The organism is Streptomyces sp. NPDC058619, from assembly GCF_042717785.1.
Taxonomy (GTDB): domain Bacteria; phylum Actinomycetota; class Actinomycetes; order Streptomycetales; family Streptomycetaceae; genus Streptomyces.
The window spans coordinates 137,779-157,560 of record NZ_JBHXQN010000006.1 but is presented as its reverse complement, the minus strand read 5'-3'; the positions used below and the strand labels follow the sequence as shown (position 1 = coordinate 157,560).

Below are 19,782 nucleotides of genomic sequence, written 5' to 3'. Positions count from 1 at the left end.
CGCCGTTCCGGGCCCGTCAGTAGGAGGAGATGCCCTCGGGCACGGTCCTGGCGATCACGTCGGACAGGCCGACCAGCATCCCGGCGTCCTCGGCATGCTCCCGGTCGACCCGCACCTGCGTGTACGCGAGCCGGCCCCCGGTGGTGAAACGGAAGCCGCCGTCGTCGGGGAGCTTCTCCAGCAGCCAGGCCACGTCGTTCACGTGGACGCCCTCCTGTGCCGGATCGGCCATCTCGGGGGGCTTGGGGATCCCGCACCGCAGTACGATCGCCGAGCCGCCCCACGAGGCCGTCAGATCTGATGCCGGTTCGGTGGTGGTCCGCGCCAGGCCGGCCACCGTGTCGGGGAGTTCCTCGTGCAGCGCTGCACAGAACCCCGCGACATCGGCGGGCGGCGTGGCGGGCGGATCCACCCGGGCCCGGGAACCGCCCGGTGAACACGCCGCGAGGGCCAGTACGGACAGCGCGGCGGGCAGGGCCAGGACACGGAGGGGCCGGTGGTGGAGGGACATCACCGGCCAAGAGTAGACGGGGGCTACAGATGGACCACCGGGCAGGTCAAGGTGCGGGTGATCCCCTCCACCTGCTGGACCTTGGCGACGACCATGCGGCCGAGGTCGTCGACGGTGTCGGCCTGGGCGCGCACGATCACGTCGTACGGACCCGTCACGTCCTCGGCCTGGATCACCCCCGGGATCTGGCCGATGGACTCGGCGACGAACGACGCCTTGCCCACTTCGGTCTGGATGAGGATGTACGCCTGTACCACGGAACCTCCAGGGCGGCCACGAGGATCATTTCCCCTAACCTTCGGGTGGGCCCCACACGATCGAAGGGGCTGGGGGAAGAAGGGACGCCACGGTACCGCGTCGCCGAGGGCCGCGGGGAGACCCGCGAGCCGGGCGCCGCGCACGGCGGGGCGTACGGAGAGCAGAAGTTGACGTATCTGTTGACGGTACCCAGAGCTGTGACGGCTCGCGACCGCAAGCGGACTGGGCAAGAAGGGGCACAGCGATGAAGGGCACTGTGGGCGAGCTGGGGGAGTTCGGGCTCATCAGGGAACTCACCTCACGGCTCACCACCACCCCGGCGGTCCGGCTCGGGCCGGGCGACGACGCCGCGGTGGTGTCGGCCCCCGACCGGCGGGTCGTGGCGAGCACCGACATCCTGCTGGAGGGCAGGCACTTCCGGCGCGACTGGTCCACGGCCTACGACGTCGGCCGCAAGGCCGCAGCGCAGAACCTCGCCGACATCGCCGCCATGGGCGCGGTGCCGACCGCGCTGCTCCTCGGCCTGGTCGTCCCGGCCGAGCTGCCGGTCACCTGGCCCACCGAGCTGATGGACGGCATCCGCGACGAGTGCCAGGTCGCCGGCGCCGCCGTGGTCGGCGGCGACGTGGTCCGCGGCGACACCATCACCGTCGCGATCACCGCCCTCGGCGACCTCCGCAACCACGAGCCCGTCCTGCGCTCCGGCGCCCAGCCCGGCGACGTCGTCGCCGTCACCGGCTGGCTGGGCTGGTCCGCGGCCGGGTTCGCGGTCCTCTCGCGCGGCTTCCGCTCGCCCCGGGCCTTCGTCGAGGCGCACCGCCGCCCGGAACCGCCGTACCACGCGGGCCCCGCGGCCGCCGGCCTCGGCGCCACCGCCATGACCGACGTCAGCGACGGCCTGATCGCCGACCTCGGGCACATCGCCGAGGCCAGCAAGGTGCGCATCGACCTGCGCTCCTCGGCCGTGGACATCCCCAGTCAGATGCACGACATCGGTCAGGCCGTCGGCGTGGACCCGCTCCAGTGGGTCCTCACCGGCGGGGAGGACCACGCCATCGTCGCGACCTTCCCGCCCGACGTGAAGCTGCCGGCCCGCTGGAAGGTCATCGGCGGCGTGCTCAACCGCTCCGCGCTGCCCCAGGTGACCGTCGACGGCGCCCCCTGGACCAGCACCGGCGGCTGGGACCACTTCGGCGCCGACCCGGCCGCCGAGGACGGCGCCCTGTGAGCACGGCGCCGCCCCTGTGCCTGACCGTCGCCGGGTCCGACTCCGGCGGCGGCGCGGGCATCCAGGCCGACCTCAAGACCATGCTCGCGCTCGGCGTCCACGGCATGAGCGTGGTGACCGCCGTGACCGCGCAGAACTCCCTCGGGGTGCGCGGAGCCTGGGAGCTCCCCGCCGAGGCCGTGACGGCCCAGTACCGGGCCGTCGTGGACGACATCGGCGTACGGGCCGTCAAGACCGGCATGCTCTCCTCGGCCGTGCTGGTGGAGACCGTGGCCGCGCTGCTGGCCGACACCCCGGCGCCCGCCGTCGTCGACCCGGTCGGCGTCTCCAAGCACGGGGACGCGCTGCTCGCCGCCTCGGCGCTGGACGCCGTACGCGGGGAACTGCTGCCGCGGGCCACCGTGGCCACGCCCAACCTGGACGAGGTGGCGCAGCTCACGGGCCTGCTCGTGGAGACCGAGGACGACATGCGCCGGGCCGCCGACGCGGTGCTGGGCTACGGGCCGCGCTGGGCGCTCATCAAGGGCGGCCACCTCGCGGCGAACGGGGACGAGGCGGTGGACCTGCTCAGCGACGGCACCGAGGAGCGCTGGCTGCGGGCCCCGCGCCACGACAACCGGCACACCCACGGCACCGGCTGCACCCTCGCCAGCGCCATCGCGGCGGGCCTGGCCAAGGGCCTGGCCGTCCCGGAGGCGGTCACCGAGGCCAAGGCGTACGTGACCGGGGCCATCGCCGCGGGCTTCGCGCTCGGCGCGGGCATCGGCCCGGTGGATCACGCCTGGCGGTGGCGCTGAGTCCCGCCGGGCCCGCCGCGGCGTCCACCGGGTGCGGGAAAGGCAAAAGGCCGGTTCACCAGAGGTGAACCGGCCTTCTTGGCAACCGGAAAGGGCTGCGCTACGACGGGAGGCGTCAGCGCGAGACCTTGCCGGCCTTGATGCACGAGGTGCAGGCGTTGAGGCGCTTCGGCGTCCCATTGACCACGGCACGCACGCGCTGGATGTTCGGGTTCCAGCGACGCGAGGTACGGCGGTGCGAGTGGGAGATGCTGTTGCCGAAGCTCGGCCCCTTGGCGCAAACGTCGCAGTTGGCAGCCACAGGTCACTCCAAAGACTTCAGGTGCACTTACAGTGAAACCGGCGCACCGGATCCAGAGATCTGAAGTGGTGTGCCGGGGGATTGGCCCGACTCTCATCGGGCAACCGGAGCAGCATACAACGCCTGCACCGGTCCAAGAAAACTACCACGGCCGCCGTCGCCCCCGCCCCGAGGTCCGGACGCCCCGGCGGTCCTTCGTTACCCTGCGGTGAACCCTGGCCCGCACAAGGAGGAACGCCCGGTGCCGCACGAGCCTCAGCCGCACGCCCTCGACGCCGAAGCGGTGCGCACCTGGAGCTCGCTGGCCGTGGCCGCACTGGGCCGGGCCCGCGAGGACATCGACGCGATCAACGTCTACCCCGTCGCCGACGCGGACACCGGCACCAACCTCTACCTCACCGCCGAATCGGCCGACCGCGCCCTCGACGAGGTCTTCGGCAAGGTGACCGAGGGCACACCGCAGACCTCCCTGTCCCACGCCGTACGGGCCTACGCGCACGGAGCGCTCGTCGGCGCCCGGGGGAACTCCGGGACCATCCTGGCGCAGCTGCTGCGCGGGGTCGCCGACGTGCTCGGGGACGAACCCGGCGCCCGGGGTCCGGGGCGGCTGCTGGCGCAGGCGCTGACCCGCGCCGCGGAATCGGCGTACGCGGCCGTCGCGCACCCGGTCGAGGGCACCATGCTCACCGTGGCCACCGCCGCGGCCCGGGCCGGCGAGGCGGCCGGCGCCGCCGCCGGAACCGCCGCCGAGGTGGCCCGCGCCGCCTACGACGGGGCCCGCGACGCCCTGGCCCAGACGCCGGGGCAGCTGGCCGTGCTCGGCCGGGCCGGGGTGGTAGACGCCGGGGGCTGCGGCGTGGTCGCCGTGCTCGGGGCGCTGTGGCAGGCGCTGTCCGGGCAGGAGCCGGCCGCAGAACCGGTGCGCGGCCGGGCCGTGCCCGTACCGCGGCGAACGGAGCCCTGCGCGAACGGGCAGGACGGGCCGGCGTACGAGGTGATCTACCTGCTGGAGGCCTCCGACGCGGCGGTCGCCGACCTGCGCGCCCGGCTCGACGGGCTCGGCGACTCCCTCGTCGTGGTCGGCGGCGACGGCCTGTGGAACGTCCACGTGCACGTCGACGACCCCGGCGCGGCCGTCGAGGCCGGGGTCGTCGCCGGACGGCCGTACCGGATACGGATCACCCACTTCGGCGACGAGCGGCGCCGGGCCCGCGGCGAGCGCGCCCAGCGGGCCGTGGTCGCCGTGGTCCCGGGGGAGGGGCTCGCGGGACTGTGCGGGGAGGCCGGCGCGACCGCCGTGCTCGCCCGCCCCGGGGAGGTCCCGGCGGTGGCCGAGCTGCTGGACGCCATCCGCCGCGCGCACGCCCGCGAGGTGGTGCTGCTGCCGGGCGGCGCCGAACTGCGGGCCGTCGCCGCCGCGGCGGCCGAGCAGGCCCGGGCCGACGGCGTACGGGTGGCCGTGATCCCCACCCGCTCCGCCGTCCAGGGGCTGGCCGCGCTCGCCGTGCACGACCCGGACGGCAGCTTCGACGAGGACGTGGTCGCCATGACGGCGGCGGCCGGCGCCACCCGCTACGCGGAACTGGCCGTCGCCGAACGGCAGTCCTTCACCTCCGCCGGCATCTGCCAGGCCGGCGACGTGCTCGGCCTCATCGACGGGGACGTCGCGGTCATCGGCGCGAGCCTGACCGAGACCGCCGAGGCGGTCCTGGAGCGGATGCTCGGCTCCGGCGGCGAACTGGTCACCCTGGTCCTGGGCCCCGACGTGCCGGACGCGCTCGCCGAGCGCCTGGAGGCGTACGTCCAGCACGGGCACCTGGCCGTGGACACCGTCACCTACCGGGGCGGGCGGCACTCGGCGCCGCTCCTCATCGGGGTCGAATAGCCGCCTTGTCAGCGGCATGGTGTGCAATGGAACACGTGCCCGCGCTCGACGAAGACCTCAAGAAGACGCTCGGCCCCGCCACCGCGAAGGTGCTGGCCGAACAGCTCGGCCTGCACACGGCCCTGGACCTGCTCCACCACTACCCGCGGCGGTACGCGGAGCGGGGCGAGCTGACCCCGCTGGCCGAGCTCGCCGACCAGCTCGACGACCACGTGACCGTCGTCGCCCAGGTCGCCGACGCCCGGATCCTGACCTTCAACGGCGGCCGCGGCAGACGCCTGGAGGTGACCATCACCGACGGCAGCGGCCGGCTCCAGCTCGTCTTCTTCGGCGCGGGGGTCCACAAGCCGCACAAGGACCTGCTGCCCGGCACCCGCGCCATGTTCGCGGGCAAGGTCGGCATGTTCAACCGCAAGCTCCAGCTCTCCCACCCCGCCTACGAGCTGCTGGGCGCCGACGCCACCGACGAGGACGCCGCGACCGCGTTCGCGAGCCGGCTCATCCCGATCTACCCGGCCTGCGCCAAGCTGGAGTCCTGGAAGATCACCAAGTGCGTGGACGCGGTGCTGCCCGGCGTCCAGGAGACCGTGGACCCGCTGCCGCCCGCGCTGCGCGAGGGCCGCGGACTGGTCCCGCTCACCGAGGCCCTGCTGAAGATCCACCGCCCGGCGACCAAGGCCGACATCGAGGACGCCCGCCAGCGCCTGAAGTGGGACGAGGCCTTCGTCCTCCAGGTCGCCCTCGCCCGCCGCCGCCACGCGGACTCCCAGCTCCCGGCCGTCCCCCGCCGGCCCACGCCCGGCGGCCTGCTGGACTCCTTCGACGCCAAGCTCCCCTTCACCCTCACCGACGGCCAGCTGAAGGTCTCCGCGGAGATCTTCGACGACCTGGCCACCAGCCACCCCATGCACCGCCTCCTCCAGGGCGAAGTGGGCTCGGGCAAGACGATGGTGGCCCTGCGCGCGATGCTCGCGGTCGTCGACTCCGGCGGACAGGCCGCGATGCTCGCGCCCACCGAGGTGCTCGCCCAGCAGCACCACCGGTCGATCACCGAGATGATGGGCGAGCTCGCCGAGGGCGGCATGCTCGGCGGCTCCGACCGGGGCACGAAGGTGGTGCTGCTCACCGGGTCGATGGGGGTGCCGGCCCGCCGGCGGGCCCTGCTCGACCTGGTCACCGGGGAGGCGGGGATCGTCATCGGCACGCACGCCCTGATCGAGGACAAGGTGCAGTTCCACGACCTAGGCCTGGTCGTCGTCGACGAACAGCACCGCTTCGGCGTGGAGCAGCGCGACGCGCTGCGCTCCAAGGGCAAACAGCCCCCGCACCTGCTGGTGATGACCGCGACGCCGATCCCGCGCACGGTCGCCATGACCGTCTTCGGCGACCTGGAGACCTCCGTCCTGGACCAGCTGCCCGCCGGGCGCTCGCCCATCGCCACCCACGTGGTGCCCGCCCAGGACAAGCCGCACTTCCTGGCCCGCGCCTGGGAACGGGTCCGCGAAGAGGTGGAGAACGGCCACCAGGCGTACGTCGTCTGTCCGCGCATCGGGGACGGCGACGAGGCCGCCCCCGGCAAGAAGAAGGCCGCCGCCGAGGCCGACGGGGACAAGCGGCCCCCGCTCGCGGTCCTGGAGATCGCCGAGCAGCTCACCCGCGGCCCGCTCGCCGGGATCTCCGTCGAGGTGCTCCACGGGCGGATGGACCCGGCCGACAAGGACGGCGTCATGCGGCGCTTCGCCGCCGGCGAGGTCAAGGTGCTGGTCGCCACCACCGTCATCGAGGTCGGGGTGAACGTCCCGAACTCCACCGTCATGGTGATCATGGACGCCGACCGGTTCGGCGTCTCCCAGCTCCACCAGCTCCGCGGCCGCGTCGGCCGCGGCTCCGCCCCGGGCCTGTGCCTGCTGGTCAGCGAGATGCACGAGGCCAGCCCCGCCCGCGCCCGGCTCGCCGCCGTAGCCGCCACCCTCGACGGCTTCGAGCTCTCCCGGATCGACCTGGAACAGCGCCGCGAGGGCGACGTCCTCGGCCAGGCCCAGTCCGGGGTGCGCTCCTCGCTGCGGATGCTCGCCGTCATCGAGGACGAGGTGGTCATCGCCGAGGCCAGGGAGGAGGCCACCCGCGTCGTCGCCGAGGACCCCGAGCTGGAGGGCCTGCCGGGCCTGCGCACCGCCCTGGAGGCACTGCTGGACACCGAGCGGGAGCAGTACCTGGAGAAGGGCTGACCGGTACGACCTATCGTGGGAGCCCTGCACTTTCCTCCGACCGCCGTACGAAGGACCCCAGATGACCCGCGTGATCGCCGGCAGCGCCGGCGGGCGACGGCTGGCCGTGCCCCCGGGCACCGGCACCCGCCCGACCTCGGACCGGATGCGGGAAGGCCTCTTCTCCACCTGGGAGTCGCTGCACGGCATCGAGGGGTCCCGGGTGCTCGACCTCTACGCGGGCTCCGGCGCCGTGGGCCTGGAGGCGCTCTCCCGCGGCGCCGGCCACGCCCTGCTGGTCGAGCCCGACGCCAAGGCCGCCAAGGCCATCCGGGACAACATCAGGACGCTGGGCCTGCCCGGGGCGGAGTTCCGGGCGGGCAGGGCCGAGCAGATCGCCGCGGCCGTCGCCGCCGGGGACCCGTACGACCTGGTCTTCCTGGACCCGCCGTACGCCGTCGGGCACGACGATCTTCGGGAGATCCTCCTCACACTCCGGTCCCAGGGCTGGCTCACCGGCGATGCGCTCGTCACCGTGGAGAGGAGCACCAGGAGCGGTGCCTTCCCGTGGCCCGAGGGCTTCGAACCGCTGCGGTCGCGAAAGTACGGCGAGGGCACCCTCTGGTACGGTCGCGCCGCCTTCACCAGCGAAGATTCATGATGTTGGCACCGGAGAGCGAGGGACTTCAGTTGCGCCGCGCCGTCTGTCCGGGGTCGTTCGACCCCATCACCAACGGACACCTCGACATCATCGGACGGGCCTCCCGGCTCTACGACGTGGTCCACGTCGCCGTGATGATCAACCAGTCGAAGCAGGGCCTGTTCACCGTCGAGGAGCGGATCGAGCTGATCCGCGAGGCGACCGCCGACTACGGGAACATCGAGGTCGAGTCCTTCCACGGCCTGCTCGTCGACTTCTGCAAGCAGCGGGACATCCCGGCCATCGTCAAGGGCCTGCGCGCCGTCAGCGACTTCGACTACGAACTCCAGATGGCCCAGATGAACATGGGGCTGTCCGGCGTCGAGACGCTCTTCGTACCGACGAACCCGACCTACAGCTTCCTGTCGTCCTCGCTGGTCAAGGAAGTCGCGACCTGGGGCGGCGACGTGGCCCACCTGCTGCCCGCGCACGTGCACGCCGCCCTGCTGGAACGGCTGCGCGACCGCTGACCGCCAGGCGGGGCCGTCGGCCGGTGTCGGGGTCCCGCCCGTCGGCCTTACAGTCGTCCCGTCCGACTCGGGAACCGCCCGAGGCCGAGAGAGTGCGAGCCCCCATGGACGTGCAGAAGAAGCTCGACGAGATCGTCGCGGCCGTCGGCGGCGCCCGCTCCATGCCCATGTCGGCCTCCTGCGTGATCAACCGTGCCGAACTGCTCGCCCAGCTCGAAGAGGTCCGCGCGGCTCTCCCGGGCTCCCTCGCCCAGGCCCGCGAGCTCATCGGCGACCGGGAGCAGATGGTCGAGGAGGCCCGCCGCGAAGCGGACCGGATCATCGAGTCCGCGCACAGCCAGCGCGGTTCGCTGATCTCCGACACCGAGGTCGCGCGGCGCTCCCAGGCCGAGGCCGACCGGATCCTGGAGGACGCCCGCCGAGAGGCGGAGGAGATCCGGGCCGAGGCCGACGACTACGTGGACAGCAAGCTCGCGAACTTCGAGGTCGTCCTCACCAAGACCATCGGCTCGGTGGACCGCGGCCGCGAGAAGCTCCTGGGCCGCGGACCGGGCCTGGACGAGCACGGCTACCCGGACGCCGAGGCGCCCGAGCGCAGCCACGACCCCGAGACGCAGCGCCTGCAGGCCGACGCGTACGTGGACACCAAGCTGGCCACCTTCGAGGCGGTGCTCTCCAAGACCCTGGATGCGGTGGGCAAGGGCCGCCAGAAGCTGCTGGGCCGGATGCCCACCGACGACCTCGGCGCGCACATGGCCGCCCAGGACGCGGCCGGCTCCCAGCAGTCCCGCTCGTCGAGCGACGCGGACTTCCTGGCGGGCCTCGCGGAACCGGAGCGGGCCGCGGCGCCGGCGCACCTGCCGATCCCCGCCCAGGCGCAGCCGGAGCCCGTCTACGACGCCTACGCCGCGCAGTACTCCGGTCAGCCGGCCGCGCAGCACCAGGACGCGTACGGCTACCAGGACCCGTACGGGGGCTACCAGCAGCAGCCCGACCCGTACTCCGGTGCCGACCCGGCGGGAGCGTCCTACGCCGGCCACTACGACGCGCAGCAGCACGACCCCTACGCGTCCTACCAGCAGCCGCAGCAGCCGCAGCAGCCGCAGCCGCCCCAGCAGGCGCACCAGGCCCAGCAGCCCGCGCTCGACGAGACCAGCCTCTTCGACACGAGCATGATCAACCTGGACCAGCTGCGCCAGTACGAACAGGGGCGCTAGCACCGGATTGGGCGGACAGCTCCCCGGCGGGTATCCTGGCTCTTCGGTCGCGCGTATGCACCGCGATCCATGCTGCCCACGTGTGGCGGAATCTTCGATCTTGAGCAATCCGTGAAAGCAGGAACAGCCCTGAATACCCGCCTCGACCACCGCAACCCCCTCGTGTTCGACACGCACGAGCTGGGTCGGCGTCCTGGTGCCATGCAGAAGCTGTTCCGTGAGATCGCGGCACCGGCGGACCTGGGTCTCGCCGGGGTCATCGGAGTGCCGGAAGGCACCCCGCTCAAGCTCAAGCTCCGCCTCGAGGCGGTCATGGAAGGGGTGCTTGTCACAGGCACCGCCCGTGCATCGGCCGTAGGGGAGTGCGTAAGGTGTCTGGAGTCCGTCGAGCGCGAGCTCAAGGCGGACTTCCAGGAGATGTTCTCGTACCCTGACGCCGACGACCGGACCCGCTCCAAGGCGGAGCCGGCCGACGACGCCGAGGACGACGAGGACACGCTCTTTCTCGAGGACGGCTTGTTCGACCTCGAACCCGTGCTGCGCGACGTGGTGGTGCTCGCACTGCCGCTGCAGCCGGTGTGCCGGGAGGACTGCCTCGGACTGTGCCCCGATTGCGGGCTCAGCCTGAACGACGACCCGGACCACCACCATGACGCCGTCGACATCCGTTGGGCGGCACTGCAGGGACTCGTCACCGATCAGGGCGATGAGAAGGACAACATGAGCGGCACTGCCTCCGACGGAGTTCAGGGCGCCGCCGAGAAGCAGGAGAAGTAGCCATGGCTGTTCCGAAGCGGAAGATGTCGCGCAGCAACACGCGCCACCGCCGGTCGCAGTGGAAGGCTGCGGTCCCCACCCTGGTTTCGTGTGAGCGTTGCCAGGAGCCGAAGCTCCAGCACATTGCGTGCCCGAGCTGCGGCACCTACAACAAGCGCCAGGTCCTCGAGGTCTGAGCGGCTGGTGAGAGGCGCAATGTCTGAGCTGTCCAACGCTGAGAAGCAGGCAGACAGTAACAAAGCGGCCTCGTCCCACACGCTTCTGGAAGGGCGGCTCGGGTACAAACTCGAGACCGCCCTTCTGGTGCGCGCGCTGACGCACCGCTCGTACGCGTACGAGAACGGCGGTCTGCCCACCAACGAGCGGCTGGAGTTCCTCGGGGACTCCGTGCTCGGCCTGGTGGTCACGGACACGCTGTACACGACCCACCCGGATCTCCCCGAAGGCCAGCTGGCCAAGCTTCGGGCCGCGGTGGTCAACTCGCGCGCACTGGCGGAGGTCGGGCGCGGCCTCGAACTCGGTTCCTTCGTCCGGCTCGGCCGCGGCGAAGAGGGCACGGGTGGCCGGGACAAGGCATCCATCCTCGCCGACACCCTTGAAGCGGTGATCGGCGCGGTCTACCTCGACCAGGGCCTCGACGCGGCCTCGGAGCTGGTTCACCGGCTCTTCGATCCGCTCATCGACAGGTCCTCGAACCTCGGCGCCGGCCTGGACTGGAAGACCAGTCTCCAGGAACTCACGGCGTCCGAAGGTCTTGGCGTACCGGAATACCTGGTCTCGGAGACCGGCCCGGACCACGAGAAGACCTTCACCGCTGCTGCTCGCGTCGGTGGTGTCTCGTACGGCACCGGCACCGGCCGCAGCAAGAAGGAAGCGGAACAGCAGGCCGCCGAGTCGGCCTGGCGCGGCATTCGCGCCAAGGCGGACGAGCGGAACGCGGCACCGACCGCGACCGCACCGGCTCCTGCGGCAGCGGCGAAGGCTCCGGCCGACGCCGGGGCCGGGGAAGGCGGGGCGCCGACGCCCGCCGACCCGGAGCCCGACGCCTGACCCTTCCTTCGGGAGCTCCCCGCCCCGCCACCTGTCCGCAGGTGGCGGGGCGGACCCGTTTCCGGGGCCCGGGAGGGGGCCGGTAGGCTCGGATCCCGCGCCCGGACCGGCGCGCCGCCCCGAGGAGAAGCCGTGCCCGAGCTGCCCGAAGTCGAAGTCGTGCGGCGGGGACTGGCGCGCTGGGTCGCGGGGCGGACCGTGGAGTCCGTCGAGGTCCTCCACCCGCGCGCGGTACGCCGCCACCCCGGAGGCGGGGCGGACTTCGCCGCGCGGCTCGGCGGGCAGACCGTCGGGGTCCCGCAGCGGCGCGGGAAGTACCTGTGGCTGCCGCTGGAGGGGCGGGACCTGTCCGTGCTCGGGCACCTCGGGATGAGCGGGCAGCTGCTCGTCCAGCCGCAGGAGTCCCCCGACGAGAAGCACCTGCGCATCCGCGTGCGGTTCGCGGACGACCTCGGCACCGAGCTGCGCTTCGTCGACCAGCGCACCTTCGGCGGGCTCTCCCTGCACGAGAACACGCCCGACGGGCTGCCCGACGTCATCGCGCACATCGCCCGGGACCCGCTGGACCCGCTGTTCGACGAGGGCCTCTACCACCTGGCCCTGCGCGCCAAGCGGACCACGCTCAAGCGGGCGCTGCTGGACCAGTCGCTGATCAGCGGGGTCGGCAACATCTACGCCGACGAGGCGCTCTGGCGCGCCAAGCTGCACTACGAGCGCCCTACCGCCACCCTCGCGCGCCCCCGGAGCGCGGAACTCCTCGGCCACGTCCGGGACGTCATGAACGCGGCCCTCGACGTCGGCGGGACCAGCTTCGACAGCCTGTACGTCAACGTGAACGGGGAGTCGGGCTACTTCGACCGTTCGCTCGACGCCTACGGCCGCGAGGACGAGCCCTGCCGCCGCTGCGGCACCCCGATGCGGCGCAGGCCATGGATGAACCGGTCGAGCTACTTCTGCCCGCGCTGTCAGAGGCCGGCGCGCGCCGCGTCGTAGGTCTGCCGGGAGGTCAGCACGTCTGCCATGCTCCCCTCCAGGAAGTGGATGAGGGCGAGCAGCCGGTCCGCGACCTCCGTGCCGAGCGGGGTCAGTTCGTAGTCGACGCGAGGCGGGTTCGTCGGCTGTGCCTCACGGTTGACGATGCCGTCGCGCTCCAGCGCGTGCAGGGTCTGCGAGAGCATCTTCTCGCTCACGCCCTCCACGCGTCGGCGCAGCTCGTTGAAGCGGCACGGGCCCTCGCGCAGTGCTCCCACCGTGAGACTGCCCCAGCGTCCGGTGACGTGCTCCAGGGTCTCCCGGGACGGGCACGCGCGCGCGAAAACGTCGAACGGAAGTTCTGATCCGGCGGCTTCGGTACAGGCGGCTGGTGTCTCCATGGCCCAAGCGTACCTCCATGCAGCGCTAACTATCAGGTTGCGCTTTCTGAAAGTTAGTGCTTTTCTTTCTCTCGTCGGACCGCACCCCGTGGGACGGCGCAGACTTGTCCGAGGGAGACCGCTTTGTCCGCCATCACGCACGCCCCCGTCGTCTCTATCGCCTACCACTCCGGATACGGCCACACCGCCGTCGTCGCCGAGGCCGTCCGCAGCGGAGCCGCCGAGGCCGGCGCGACCGTGCACCTGATCGCGGTGGACGCGATCGACGACGCCCAGTGGGAGCTGCTCGACGCGTCCGACGCGATCGTCTTCGGATCGCCGACCTACATGGGCACGGCGTCCGGCGCCTTCCACGTCTTCGCGGAGGCCACCTCGAAGCGCTGGTTCGGCGACGTCTGGCGGGACAAGGTCGCGGCGGGCTTCACGAACTCCGGGTCCAAGAGCGGCGACAAGCTCCACACCCTGCAGTTCTTCCAGACGCTGGCCGCCCAGCACGGCATGAGCTGGGTCAACCTGGGCCTGAAGCCGGGCTGGAACTCCACCGCCGGATCCGAGGACGACCTCAACCGCCTCGGCTTCTTCTCCGGCGCGGCCGCCCAGACCAACTCCGACGAGGGTCCGGAAGGCGTCCACCGCGCCGACATCGCCACGGCCGAGCACCTGGGCCGCCGCGTCGCCGAGCACGCGCGCGTCGTCGTCGCGGGCCGTGCGGCCCTGGCGGACGCGGTGCTCGTCTCCGTCTGAGGGATCGTCCGGCGGACGCCCCGAACGCGGTCAGGCCCCGACGGCCCGAGGGGGCCGGCGGGGCCTGACGGTACGCGCTCGCCTCAGAAGCCGAAGTCCTGCGTCCACCAGGGGCCGCCGGCGGCGACGTGTGCGCCGACGCCGAGGGTGCGGAACTCGCAGTTGAGGATGTTCGCCTTGTGGCCCGGGCTGTTCATCCAGGAGTTCATCACGGACGCGGCGTCACCCTGGCCGCGGGCGATGTTCTCGCCGCCGAGGCCGGAGAGGCCCGCCTGGGACGCGCGGTCCCACGGGGTGTCCCCGTCGGGGTCGGTGTGGTCGAAGAAGCCGCGGACCGCCATGTCCTTGCTGAAGGCCCCGGCCAGCGCGGCGAGCGGTGGGTTGGCCCGGACCGGGCCGCATCCGGCTTGCGCGCGGGCCTGGTTCACCAGGGTCACCACGGCCGCCTCCTCGGCGGAGTGCCCGTCCCCGGGGGCGGGTGCGGTCGGCGCCGGGGCGGACGGCTTCGGGGGGACCGGCTTTGCGGGCGCCGGCTTCGGGGGCGCCGGCTTCGCGGGCGCCGGGGCGGCGCTCTTCTGCGGAGCCTTGGTGGAGGGGGCCGGCGTGGCCGAGGGGGCCGGCGGCTCCCCGGGGGCCGAGGGTGACGCCGGTGCGGGAGCGGACGCGGAGGAGGAAGCGGAGGAAAAAGCGGAAGCGGACGGGCTGGGCGACGCCGACGCCGACGCCGTCGGCGTCGGGGAGGCCGAGGGGCTGTCGGACGGGCTCGGGGCGGCGGCTCCCGAAGGGGTCCGGCCGGACAGGTTGGCGAGGCCGCCCTGCTGGTCGAGCGCGCTGTCCCGGGTCGGCTCGGACGCCGCGCCGGCCTCCGCCGCGCCGGGGGCGTCCGTACCGCTGACCCCTACATAGGGGAAGGAGCCGCCGACCGGCACCATGCCCGTGGTGACGGCCGCGGCGGCGAGGGCCACGGCGACCGAGGCGCCCAGCAGGCCGGTGCGCAGGGCGGTTCGGCGCCTGCCTTCGCGGCGCGGGGCGGCGTTGAGTCGGTGGCGTCCCATCGGCGTCGTGCCTTCCTCGGAGCTCAAGATCATCCGTTACTCACCCAAATGGGTGAGTTCATTGCTGCGCGACTGTACGCCATGGGTCCAAGGGGCGATGTGCCCGGAAAGGGCCCGCCCGGTTAGCGTTCACGCATGAATGACGATGTCCGCCTGACCGCCTGGGTGCGCGGCCGTGTACAGGGAGTGGGCTTCCGCTGGTTCACCAGGGCCAATGCCCTGGAGCTCGGAGGGGTGGTCGGCTTCGCGCTCAACCTCGACGACGGGCGGGTACAGGTGGTGGCCGAAGGTCAACGTGAGAATTGCCACCGGCTGCTGGAGTGGCTGCGGTCCGCCGACACGCCCGGCCGGGTGGACGGTGTGACGGAGATCTGGGGCACGCCACGAGGCGGCTACGACGGATTCGCGATCCGGTGATCGATCGACTGATCATGTACTGATCACATGCATCCGGTGGCCACACCCGGTCGGAACTGCGCATTCGTCGCCGACGCGTTGCCAACGGACGCGATCCGTGGAAGGCTCGGAGATGAGGATGATCTCCACGCCCCTTGCGGGGGCCGGGTCGCCCGCCGATACGGGGCGTGATCGTGTTGACCGTCAAACTTTTTGGTGAGACGCTGGAAGCCCCGCGCACCTGAGCTGTTTGGCAGTGTTGGCATTAGTAAGCGCAGTGACTGTCAGTCGCTGCCGGACATCCGCGGGTGCGATTCCCTCACGACCCACACCGCTTCGGTCGGTCACTCAGTGTGGAGGACCATCCATCATGGCAAAGGCGCTTCTCGGTTACGTCGGCGGTTCCGATCCGCGACTCCTCGCCGAGATGCGACGGCTTCAGCAGCGCGTCCAGGACCTCGAGTCCGAGCTCGTACGGATTCAGTCTGAAAATGACGCGCTGAACGCGGCCGCCGCTCAGCACGACGGAGACTCGCTGCTGGACAGCATCGATATCGACGTACCGCAGGCGGAGCCTGCGCTCACCTGATTCGCGCTCCCTGGTTCGCTGGATTCCCAGCCCCGCTTGATCTGCAAGGGACGCTTCGGCGTCCCTTCTTTCTTGGACGTCCGTACGTCCGTACGTCCGCACACCTGCACGCCGCGCCGCACGGCGTGGAGCCAGGCGGGGCTGATTCCTTCGACGCCGGTGGTGCCCCGCACCTTCACGGGTGAAACCGCACGCAAAAGGTAGAGTCCGGCGGCGTGCACCTCAAGTCCCTGACCCTGCGTGGCTTCAAATCCTTCGCCTCCGCCACGACCCTGCGTTTCGAACCCGGCATCACCTGCGTCGTGGGTCCGAACGGCTCCGGCAAGTCCAACGTGGTGGACGCGCTCTCCTGGGTCATGGGCGAACAGGGCGCCAAATCCCTGCGCGGCGGGAAGATGGAAGACGTCATCTTCGCCGGCACCACCGGGCGCCCGCCGCTCGGGCGCGCCGAGGTGTCGCTGACGATCGACAACTCCGACGGCGTGCTGCCCATCGAGTACGCCGAAGTCACCATCACCCGGATCATGTTCCGCGGCGGCAGCAGTGAGTACCAGATCAACGGTGACACCTGCCGCCTGCTCGACATCCAGGAGTTGCTCTCCGACTCCGGCATCGGCCGCGAGATGCACGTCATTGTCGGCCAGGGTCAGCTGGACTCGGTCCTGCACGCCGACCCCATGGGCCGCCGGGCCTTCATCGAGGAGGCCGCCGGCGTACTGAAGCACCGCAAGCGCAAGGAGAAGGCGCTGCGGAAGCTGGACGCGATGCAGGCCAACCTCGCGCGCGTCCAGGACCTGGGCGACGAGCTGCGGCGGCAGCTGAAGCCGCTGGGGCGGCAGGCGGCGGTGGCCCGGCGGGCGGCCGTCATCCAGGCGGACCTGCGGGACGCGCGGCTGCGGCTGCTCGCCGACGACCTGACGGCGCTGCGACGGGCGCTCGACGCCGAGATCGCGGACGAGGCCGCCCTGAAGGAGCGCAAGGAGGCCGCGGAGGCGCGCCTCGCGGACGCCCTGCGCCGTGAGGCGGAGCTGGAGGAGGCCGTACGGGAGCTGGCGCCGCGGCTCACGCGGGCCCGTCAGACCTGGTACGAGCTGTCGCAGCTGGCCGAGCGGGTACGGGGGACCGCGTCCCTGGCGCAGGCGAGGGTCAAGAGCGCGACGGCGCCGGTGGAGGAGGAGCGCCGAGGCCGCGACCCGGAGGACATGGAGAAGGAGGCCGCGCGCGTCCGCGAGCAGGAGGCCGAGCTGACGGCCGCTCTGGAGGCGGCCTCGCGCGCCCTGGAGGACACCGCCGGGCACCGGGCGGAGCTGGAGCGGGAGCTGGCCGAGGAGGAACGGCGGCTGCGGGACGCGGCCCGGGCCATCGCCGACCGGCGCGAGGGGCTGGCCCGGCTGACCGGCCGGCTCGGCGCGGCCCGTTCCCGGGCGGGGGCGGCGCAGTCCGAGATCGACCGGCTGGTCGCCGCGCGGGACGAGGCGCAGACCCGGGCGGCCCTGGCGCGGGAGGAGTACGAGGCGCTGGCCGAGGAGGTCGGCGGCCTCGACGACCCCGCGGTGGAGGGGGAGTACGAGGCGGCGCGGGCCGGGCTGGCGACCGCGGAGGCCGGACTGACCGAGGCGCGGGAGGCGGTGACGGCGGCGGAGCGCTCGCGCGCGGCGGTGACGGCCCGCCGGGACGCGCTCGCGCTCGGGCTGCGCCGCAAGGACGGTACGGGCGCGCTCCTCGCGGCGCGGGAGCGGCTGGCGGGGCTGCTGGGACCGGCGGCCGAGCGGCTGACGGTGGCCCCGGGGTACGAGGTCGCGGTGGCGGCGGCGCTGGGCGCGGCGGCGGACGCGGTGGCGGTGGCTTCGCCGCGGGCGGCCTCCGCGGCCATCCGGCACCTCCGGGACGGCGACGGGGGCCGGGCCACGCTCCTGATCGCCGCGCCGGGGACGACCGTCCCGGGACCGGCCGCCGAGCCGGCCGCGTCCGGGGGCGGTGCCGGGGCCGATGCCGGGGTCGGGGCCGGGGCAGGCACCGGCGCCGGGCTTCCGCAGCGGGGGGCGGACGCCGCCGGGGGAGCGTTCCCCCGTCCGGCCCCCTCGCCGGACGCCGATCCCGAGCCGTACGACCCCGGCACCGGCGGCGGGCGGGGGGACTTCGGGCCGGCGGAGCCGGCGGGACCCGCCGCCCACGGCCCCACCGCGGGCACCGGCCGGGTCCCCGTCGCGCCCGGCCCGGCATCCGGCCTGCCCGGCCCGGCACCCGGCCTGCCCGGGGGACCGGCGCCCGCCGCCGCCCTCGGTACGCGGCCCCGCCCCGGTACGGCCGACGGCGCCGCGACCGCGCCCCCCGTCGCCGCCGCCGGGCTGGTCGGCGGGGACGGCGCCGTGCTGCGGGCGGTGGCCTGGGTCCTGCGGGACTGCTTCGTGGTCGGCGGACTCGACGTGGCCGAGGCCCTCGTCGCGGAGCGCCCCGACGCGGTGGCCGTGACCGTCGAGGGCGACGTCCTCGGGGCGCACCTCGCGCACGGGGGCTCCGCCGGGGCGCCCAGCCTGATCGAGGTCCAGGCCGCCGTCGACGAGGCGGCGGCGGAACTGGCCGACCTGGACCTGCGGTGCGCGGAGCTCGGCGCGGCCCAGGAGGCCGCCCGGATCCGGCACCGGGACGCGGCGGCCCTGGCCGACGAGCTCGCCGAGCGGCGCCGGGCGGGGGAGCGGGCCCGGGCCGGGGTCGCGCAGCAGCTCGGCCGGCTCGCGGGGCAGGCGAAGGGCGCCGAGGGGGAGGCCGAGCGCACCGCCACCGCCGCGGCCAAGGCCCAGGACGCGCTGGAGCAGGCACTGTTCGACGTGGAGGAGTGCGCGCAGCGCCTGGCGGCGGCCGAGGAACTGCCGGTGGAGGACGAGCCGGACGCCTCGCGACGGGACCGGCTGGCCGCCGACGGCGCGAACGCCCGGCAGACCGAGATGGAGGCCCGCCTCCAGCTCCGTACCCACGAGGAACGGGTCAAGGCACTGGCCGGGAGGGCCGATTCACTCGACCGGGGGGCCCGCGCGGAACGGGAGGCCCGGGCCCGCGCCGAGCGCCGCCGCGCCCGGCTGCGGTACGAGGCCGAGGTGGCCCGGGCGGTGGCCGACGGCGCCCGGCAGCTGCTCGCGCACGTGGAGGTGTCGCTGGCCCGCGCCGAGGAGGAGCGCGCCGGCGCCGAGCACGCCAAGGGCCTGCGCGAGCGGGAGCTCGCCGGGGCCAGGACCGGCGGCCGTGACCTGAAGGCCGAGCTCGACAAACTCACCGACTCCGTCCACCGTGGCGAGGTGCTCGGGGCGGAGAAGCGGCTGCGCATCGAACAGGTGGAGGCCAGGGCGCTGGAGGAGTTCGGCATGGACGCCGCCGGGCTCGTGGCCGAGTACGGGCCCGACCAGCCCGTGCCCCCGTCGCCGGCCGCGGACGGCGAGGAGCTCCCCGACGATCCGGAGCACCCCCGCAACCGGCCGGGCCCGTTCGTACGCGTGGTGCAGGAGAAGCGGCTCAAGGCGGCCGAGCGCGCCTACCAGCAGCTCGGCAACGTCAACCCGCTCGCACTGGAGGAGTTCGCGGCGCTGGAGGAGCGCCACCGGTTCCTCAGCGAGCAGCTGGAGGACCTGCGCAAGACGCGGTCCGACCTCCTTCAGGTAGTGAAAGAGGTCGACCAGCGCGTCGAGCAGGTCTTCACCGAGGCCTACCACGACACGGCCCGGCAGTTCGAGGGGGTGTTCTCCCGGCTGTTCCCCGGCGGCGAGGGACGGCTGGTCCTCACCGACCCCGACAACATGCTCACCACCGGCGTCGACGTCGAGGCCCGGCCCCCCGGCAAGAAGGTCAAACGGCTCTCGCTGCTCTCCGGCGGCGAACGCTCCCTGACGGCCGTGGCGCTGCTGGTCTCGATCTTCAAGGCGCGGCCCAGCCCGTTCTACGTGATGGACGAGGTCGAGGCCGCGCTCGACGACACCAACCTGCAGCGGCTGATCCGGATCATGGAGGAGCTCCAGGAGAGCTCGCAGCTGATCGTCATCACCCATCAGAAGCGCACGATGGAGGTCGCCGATGCCCTGTACGGCGTCTCCATGCAGGGAGATGGAGTGTCGAAAGTGATCAGCCAGAGGCTCCGCTAGAGACGCTCATCGTTCAAGCTTTGAACAATGAGCAGGTGCTAAGGCCTTGACTGTCGAGTTTCATGGGCGTGCAATCGGTTCTTCATATCCTCTT

General features: G+C 72.9%; 20 protein-coding genes. 15 read left to right on the top strand and 5 right to left on the bottom strand.

Going from position 1 to position 19,782, the window contains the following annotated elements; translation table 11 throughout:
* Positions 1-16 precede the first annotated feature (16 nt).
* Together ACFWTC_RS08875 and ACFWTC_RS08870 are read right to left on the bottom strand one after the other, a co-directional pair.
* Entirely contained in the window at positions 17-511 is a 495-nt protein-coding gene (locus ACFWTC_RS08875) for a DUF3515 domain-containing protein (RefSeq protein WP_383921141.1), read from the bottom strand.
* Between the two features lie 23 nt (positions 512-534).
* Positions 535-768 (bottom strand): Lrp/AsnC family transcriptional regulator, encoded by a 234-nt coding sequence (locus tag ACFWTC_RS08870; RefSeq protein WP_030011290.1) that lies wholly within the window; start codon positions 766-768, stop codon positions 535-537.
* Positions 769-1,013: 245 nt separating this feature from the next.
* Here ACFWTC_RS08870 and ACFWTC_RS08865 point away from each other — a divergent pair, with 245 nt between their 5' ends.
* Entirely contained in the window at positions 1,014-1,997 is a 984-nt protein-coding gene (locus tag ACFWTC_RS08865) for a thiamine-phosphate kinase (RefSeq protein WP_383921144.1), read from the top strand.
* A complete protein-coding gene (gene thiD / locus ACFWTC_RS08860) occupies positions 1,994-2,794 on the top strand; it encodes a bifunctional hydroxymethylpyrimidine kinase/phosphomethylpyrimidine kinase (protein ID WP_383921147.1) in 801 nt (266 codons plus the stop codon). Before ACFWTC_RS08865 ends, thiD begins: the two co-directional genes overlap by 4 nt.
* 115 nt (positions 2,795-2,909) lie before the next feature.
* On the opposite strand, the gene rpmB is transcribed toward thiD, so the two are convergent.
* Complete coding sequence (gene rpmB / locus ACFWTC_RS08855; RefSeq protein WP_073911113.1) at positions 2,910-3,095, bottom strand: 50S ribosomal protein L28; 186 nt, start codon at positions 3,093-3,095, stop codon at positions 2,910-2,912.
* A gap of 241 nt (positions 3,096-3,336) precedes the next feature.
* Between rpmB and ACFWTC_RS08850 the strand changes: the two genes are divergently transcribed.
* The 9 genes from ACFWTC_RS08850 (at position 3,337) to mutM (ending at position 12,394) form a co-directional block, all read left to right on the top strand.
* Complete coding sequence (locus ACFWTC_RS08850) at positions 3,337-4,980, top strand: DAK2 domain-containing protein (protein ID WP_383921150.1); 1,644 nt, start codon at positions 3,337-3,339, stop codon at positions 4,978-4,980.
* A gap of 26 nt (positions 4,981-5,006) precedes the next feature.
* Positions 5,007-7,208 carry an ATP-dependent DNA helicase RecG gene (gene recG / locus ACFWTC_RS08845; RefSeq protein WP_384027436.1) on the top strand — a complete coding sequence of 734 codons (2,202 nt, stop codon included), beginning with the start codon at positions 5,007-5,009 and terminating at the stop codon, positions 7,206-7,208.
* Between the two features lie 61 nt (positions 7,209-7,269).
* On the top strand, positions 7,270-7,848 hold the full coding sequence (gene rsmD, locus ACFWTC_RS08840; RefSeq protein ID WP_383921156.1) for a 16S rRNA (guanine(966)-N(2))-methyltransferase RsmD: 579 nt from the start codon (positions 7,270-7,272) through the stop codon (positions 7,846-7,848).
* Between the two features lie 29 nt (positions 7,849-7,877).
* Complete coding sequence (coaD, locus tag ACFWTC_RS08835) at positions 7,878-8,357, top strand: pantetheine-phosphate adenylyltransferase (protein WP_267718360.1); 480 nt, start codon at positions 7,878-7,880, stop codon at positions 8,355-8,357.
* A 104-nt stretch (positions 8,358-8,461) separates the two neighbouring features.
* Complete coding sequence (locus tag ACFWTC_RS08830; protein WP_384027434.1) at positions 8,462-9,574, top strand: ATP synthase F0 subunit B; 1,113 nt, start codon at positions 8,462-8,464, stop codon at positions 9,572-9,574.
* A 69-nt stretch (positions 9,575-9,643) separates the two neighbouring features.
* Positions 9,644-10,351, top strand: a complete 708-nt coding sequence (locus ACFWTC_RS08825) for a YceD family protein (protein WP_383921162.1) — start codon at positions 9,644-9,646, stop codon at positions 10,349-10,351.
* A gap of 2 nt (positions 10,352-10,353) precedes the next feature.
* Positions 10,354-10,527, top strand: coding sequence for a 50S ribosomal protein L32 (rpmF, locus tag ACFWTC_RS08820; RefSeq protein WP_003965982.1), 174 nt, complete (start codon positions 10,354-10,356; stop codon positions 10,525-10,527).
* 19 nt (positions 10,528-10,546) lie between these two features.
* Positions 10,547-11,401 (top strand): ribonuclease III, encoded by an 855-nt coding sequence (gene rnc, locus ACFWTC_RS08815; protein ID WP_383921165.1) that lies wholly within the window; start codon positions 10,547-10,549, stop codon positions 11,399-11,401.
* 132 nt (positions 11,402-11,533) lie between these two features.
* A complete protein-coding gene (gene mutM, locus ACFWTC_RS08810) occupies positions 11,534-12,394 on the top strand; it encodes a bifunctional DNA-formamidopyrimidine glycosylase/DNA-(apurinic or apyrimidinic site) lyase (RefSeq protein ID WP_383921168.1) in 861 nt (286 codons plus the stop codon).
* On the opposite strand, the gene ACFWTC_RS08805 is transcribed toward mutM, so the two are convergent.
* Positions 12,367-12,774, bottom strand: coding sequence for a winged helix-turn-helix transcriptional regulator (locus ACFWTC_RS08805; protein ID WP_383921171.1), 408 nt, complete (start codon positions 12,772-12,774; stop codon positions 12,367-12,369). The genes mutM and ACFWTC_RS08805 overlap by 28 nt on opposite strands.
* A gap of 123 nt (positions 12,775-12,897) precedes the next feature.
* Between ACFWTC_RS08805 and ACFWTC_RS08800 the strand changes: the two genes are divergently transcribed.
* Positions 12,898-13,518 (top strand): flavodoxin family protein, encoded by a 621-nt coding sequence (locus ACFWTC_RS08800; protein ID WP_383921173.1) that lies wholly within the window; start codon positions 12,898-12,900, stop codon positions 13,516-13,518.
* A gap of 83 nt (positions 13,519-13,601) precedes the next feature.
* On the opposite strand, the gene ACFWTC_RS08795 is transcribed toward ACFWTC_RS08800, so the two are convergent.
* Positions 13,602-14,573 carry a CAP domain-containing protein gene (locus ACFWTC_RS08795; RefSeq protein ID WP_384027432.1) on the bottom strand — a complete coding sequence of 324 codons (972 nt, stop codon included), beginning with the start codon at positions 14,571-14,573 and terminating at the stop codon, positions 13,602-13,604.
* 135 nt (positions 14,574-14,708) lie between these two features.
* Here ACFWTC_RS08795 and ACFWTC_RS08790 point away from each other — a divergent pair, with 135 nt between their 5' ends.
* The 3 genes from ACFWTC_RS08790 to ACFWTC_RS08780 all read left to right on the top strand — a co-directional run bounded on the left by ACFWTC_RS08790 (position 14,709) and on the right by ACFWTC_RS08780 (position 19,688).
* Entirely contained in the window at positions 14,709-14,990 is a 282-nt protein-coding gene (locus tag ACFWTC_RS08790) for an acylphosphatase (RefSeq protein WP_383921179.1), read from the top strand.
* A 349-nt stretch (positions 14,991-15,339) separates the two neighbouring features.
* Complete coding sequence (locus tag ACFWTC_RS08785; RefSeq protein WP_030032603.1) at positions 15,340-15,558, top strand: hypothetical protein; 219 nt, start codon at positions 15,340-15,342, stop codon at positions 15,556-15,558.
* A gap of 215 nt (positions 15,559-15,773) precedes the next feature.
* The gene (locus ACFWTC_RS08780) at positions 15,774-19,688 is read left to right on the top strand and encodes an AAA family ATPase (protein ID WP_383921181.1); all 3,915 of its coding nucleotides are present in this window, start codon (positions 15,774-15,776) and stop codon (positions 19,686-19,688) included.
* The last annotated feature ends 94 nt before the right edge of the window (positions 19,689-19,782 follow it).

Excerpts from the sequence above, each read along its gene's own strand:
- ACFWTC_RS08875 (WP_383921141.1), bottom strand. The coding sequence starts at position 511 with ATGTCCCTCCACCACCGGCCCCTCCGTGTCCTGGCCCTGCCCGCCGCG.
- ACFWTC_RS08865 (WP_383921144.1), top strand. The coding sequence starts at position 1,014 with ATGAAGGGCACTGTGGGCGAGCTGGGGGAGTTCGGGCTCATCAGGGAA.
- recG (WP_384027436.1), top strand. The coding sequence starts at position 5,007 with ATGGAACACGTGCCCGCGCTCGACGAAGACCTCAAGAAGACGCTCGGC.
- rsmD (WP_383921156.1), top strand. The coding sequence starts at position 7,270 with ATGACCCGCGTGATCGCCGGCAGCGCCGGCGGGCGACGGCTGGCCGTG.
- ACFWTC_RS08830 (WP_384027434.1), top strand. The coding sequence starts at position 8,462 with ATGGACGTGCAGAAGAAGCTCGACGAGATCGTCGCGGCCGTCGGCGGC.
- ACFWTC_RS08825 (WP_383921162.1), top strand. The coding sequence starts at position 9,644 with ATGCTGCCCACGTGTGGCGGAATCTTCGATCTTGAGCAATCCGTGAAA.
- rpmF (WP_003965982.1), top strand. The coding sequence starts at position 10,354 with ATGGCTGTTCCGAAGCGGAAGATGTCGCGCAGCAACACGCGCCACCGC.
- rnc (WP_383921165.1), top strand. The coding sequence starts at position 10,547 with ATGTCTGAGCTGTCCAACGCTGAGAAGCAGGCAGACAGTAACAAAGCG.
- ACFWTC_RS08805 (WP_383921171.1), bottom strand. The coding sequence starts at position 12,774 with ATGGAGACACCAGCCGCCTGTACCGAAGCCGCCGGATCAGAACTTCCG.
- ACFWTC_RS08795 (WP_384027432.1), bottom strand. The coding sequence starts at position 14,573 with ATGGGACGCCACCGACTCAACGCCGCCCCGCGCCGCGAAGGCAGGCGC.
- ACFWTC_RS08790 (WP_383921179.1), top strand. The coding sequence starts at position 14,709 with ATGAATGACGATGTCCGCCTGACCGCCTGGGTGCGCGGCCGTGTACAG.
- ACFWTC_RS08785 (WP_030032603.1), top strand. The coding sequence starts at position 15,340 with ATGGCAAAGGCGCTTCTCGGTTACGTCGGCGGTTCCGATCCGCGACTC.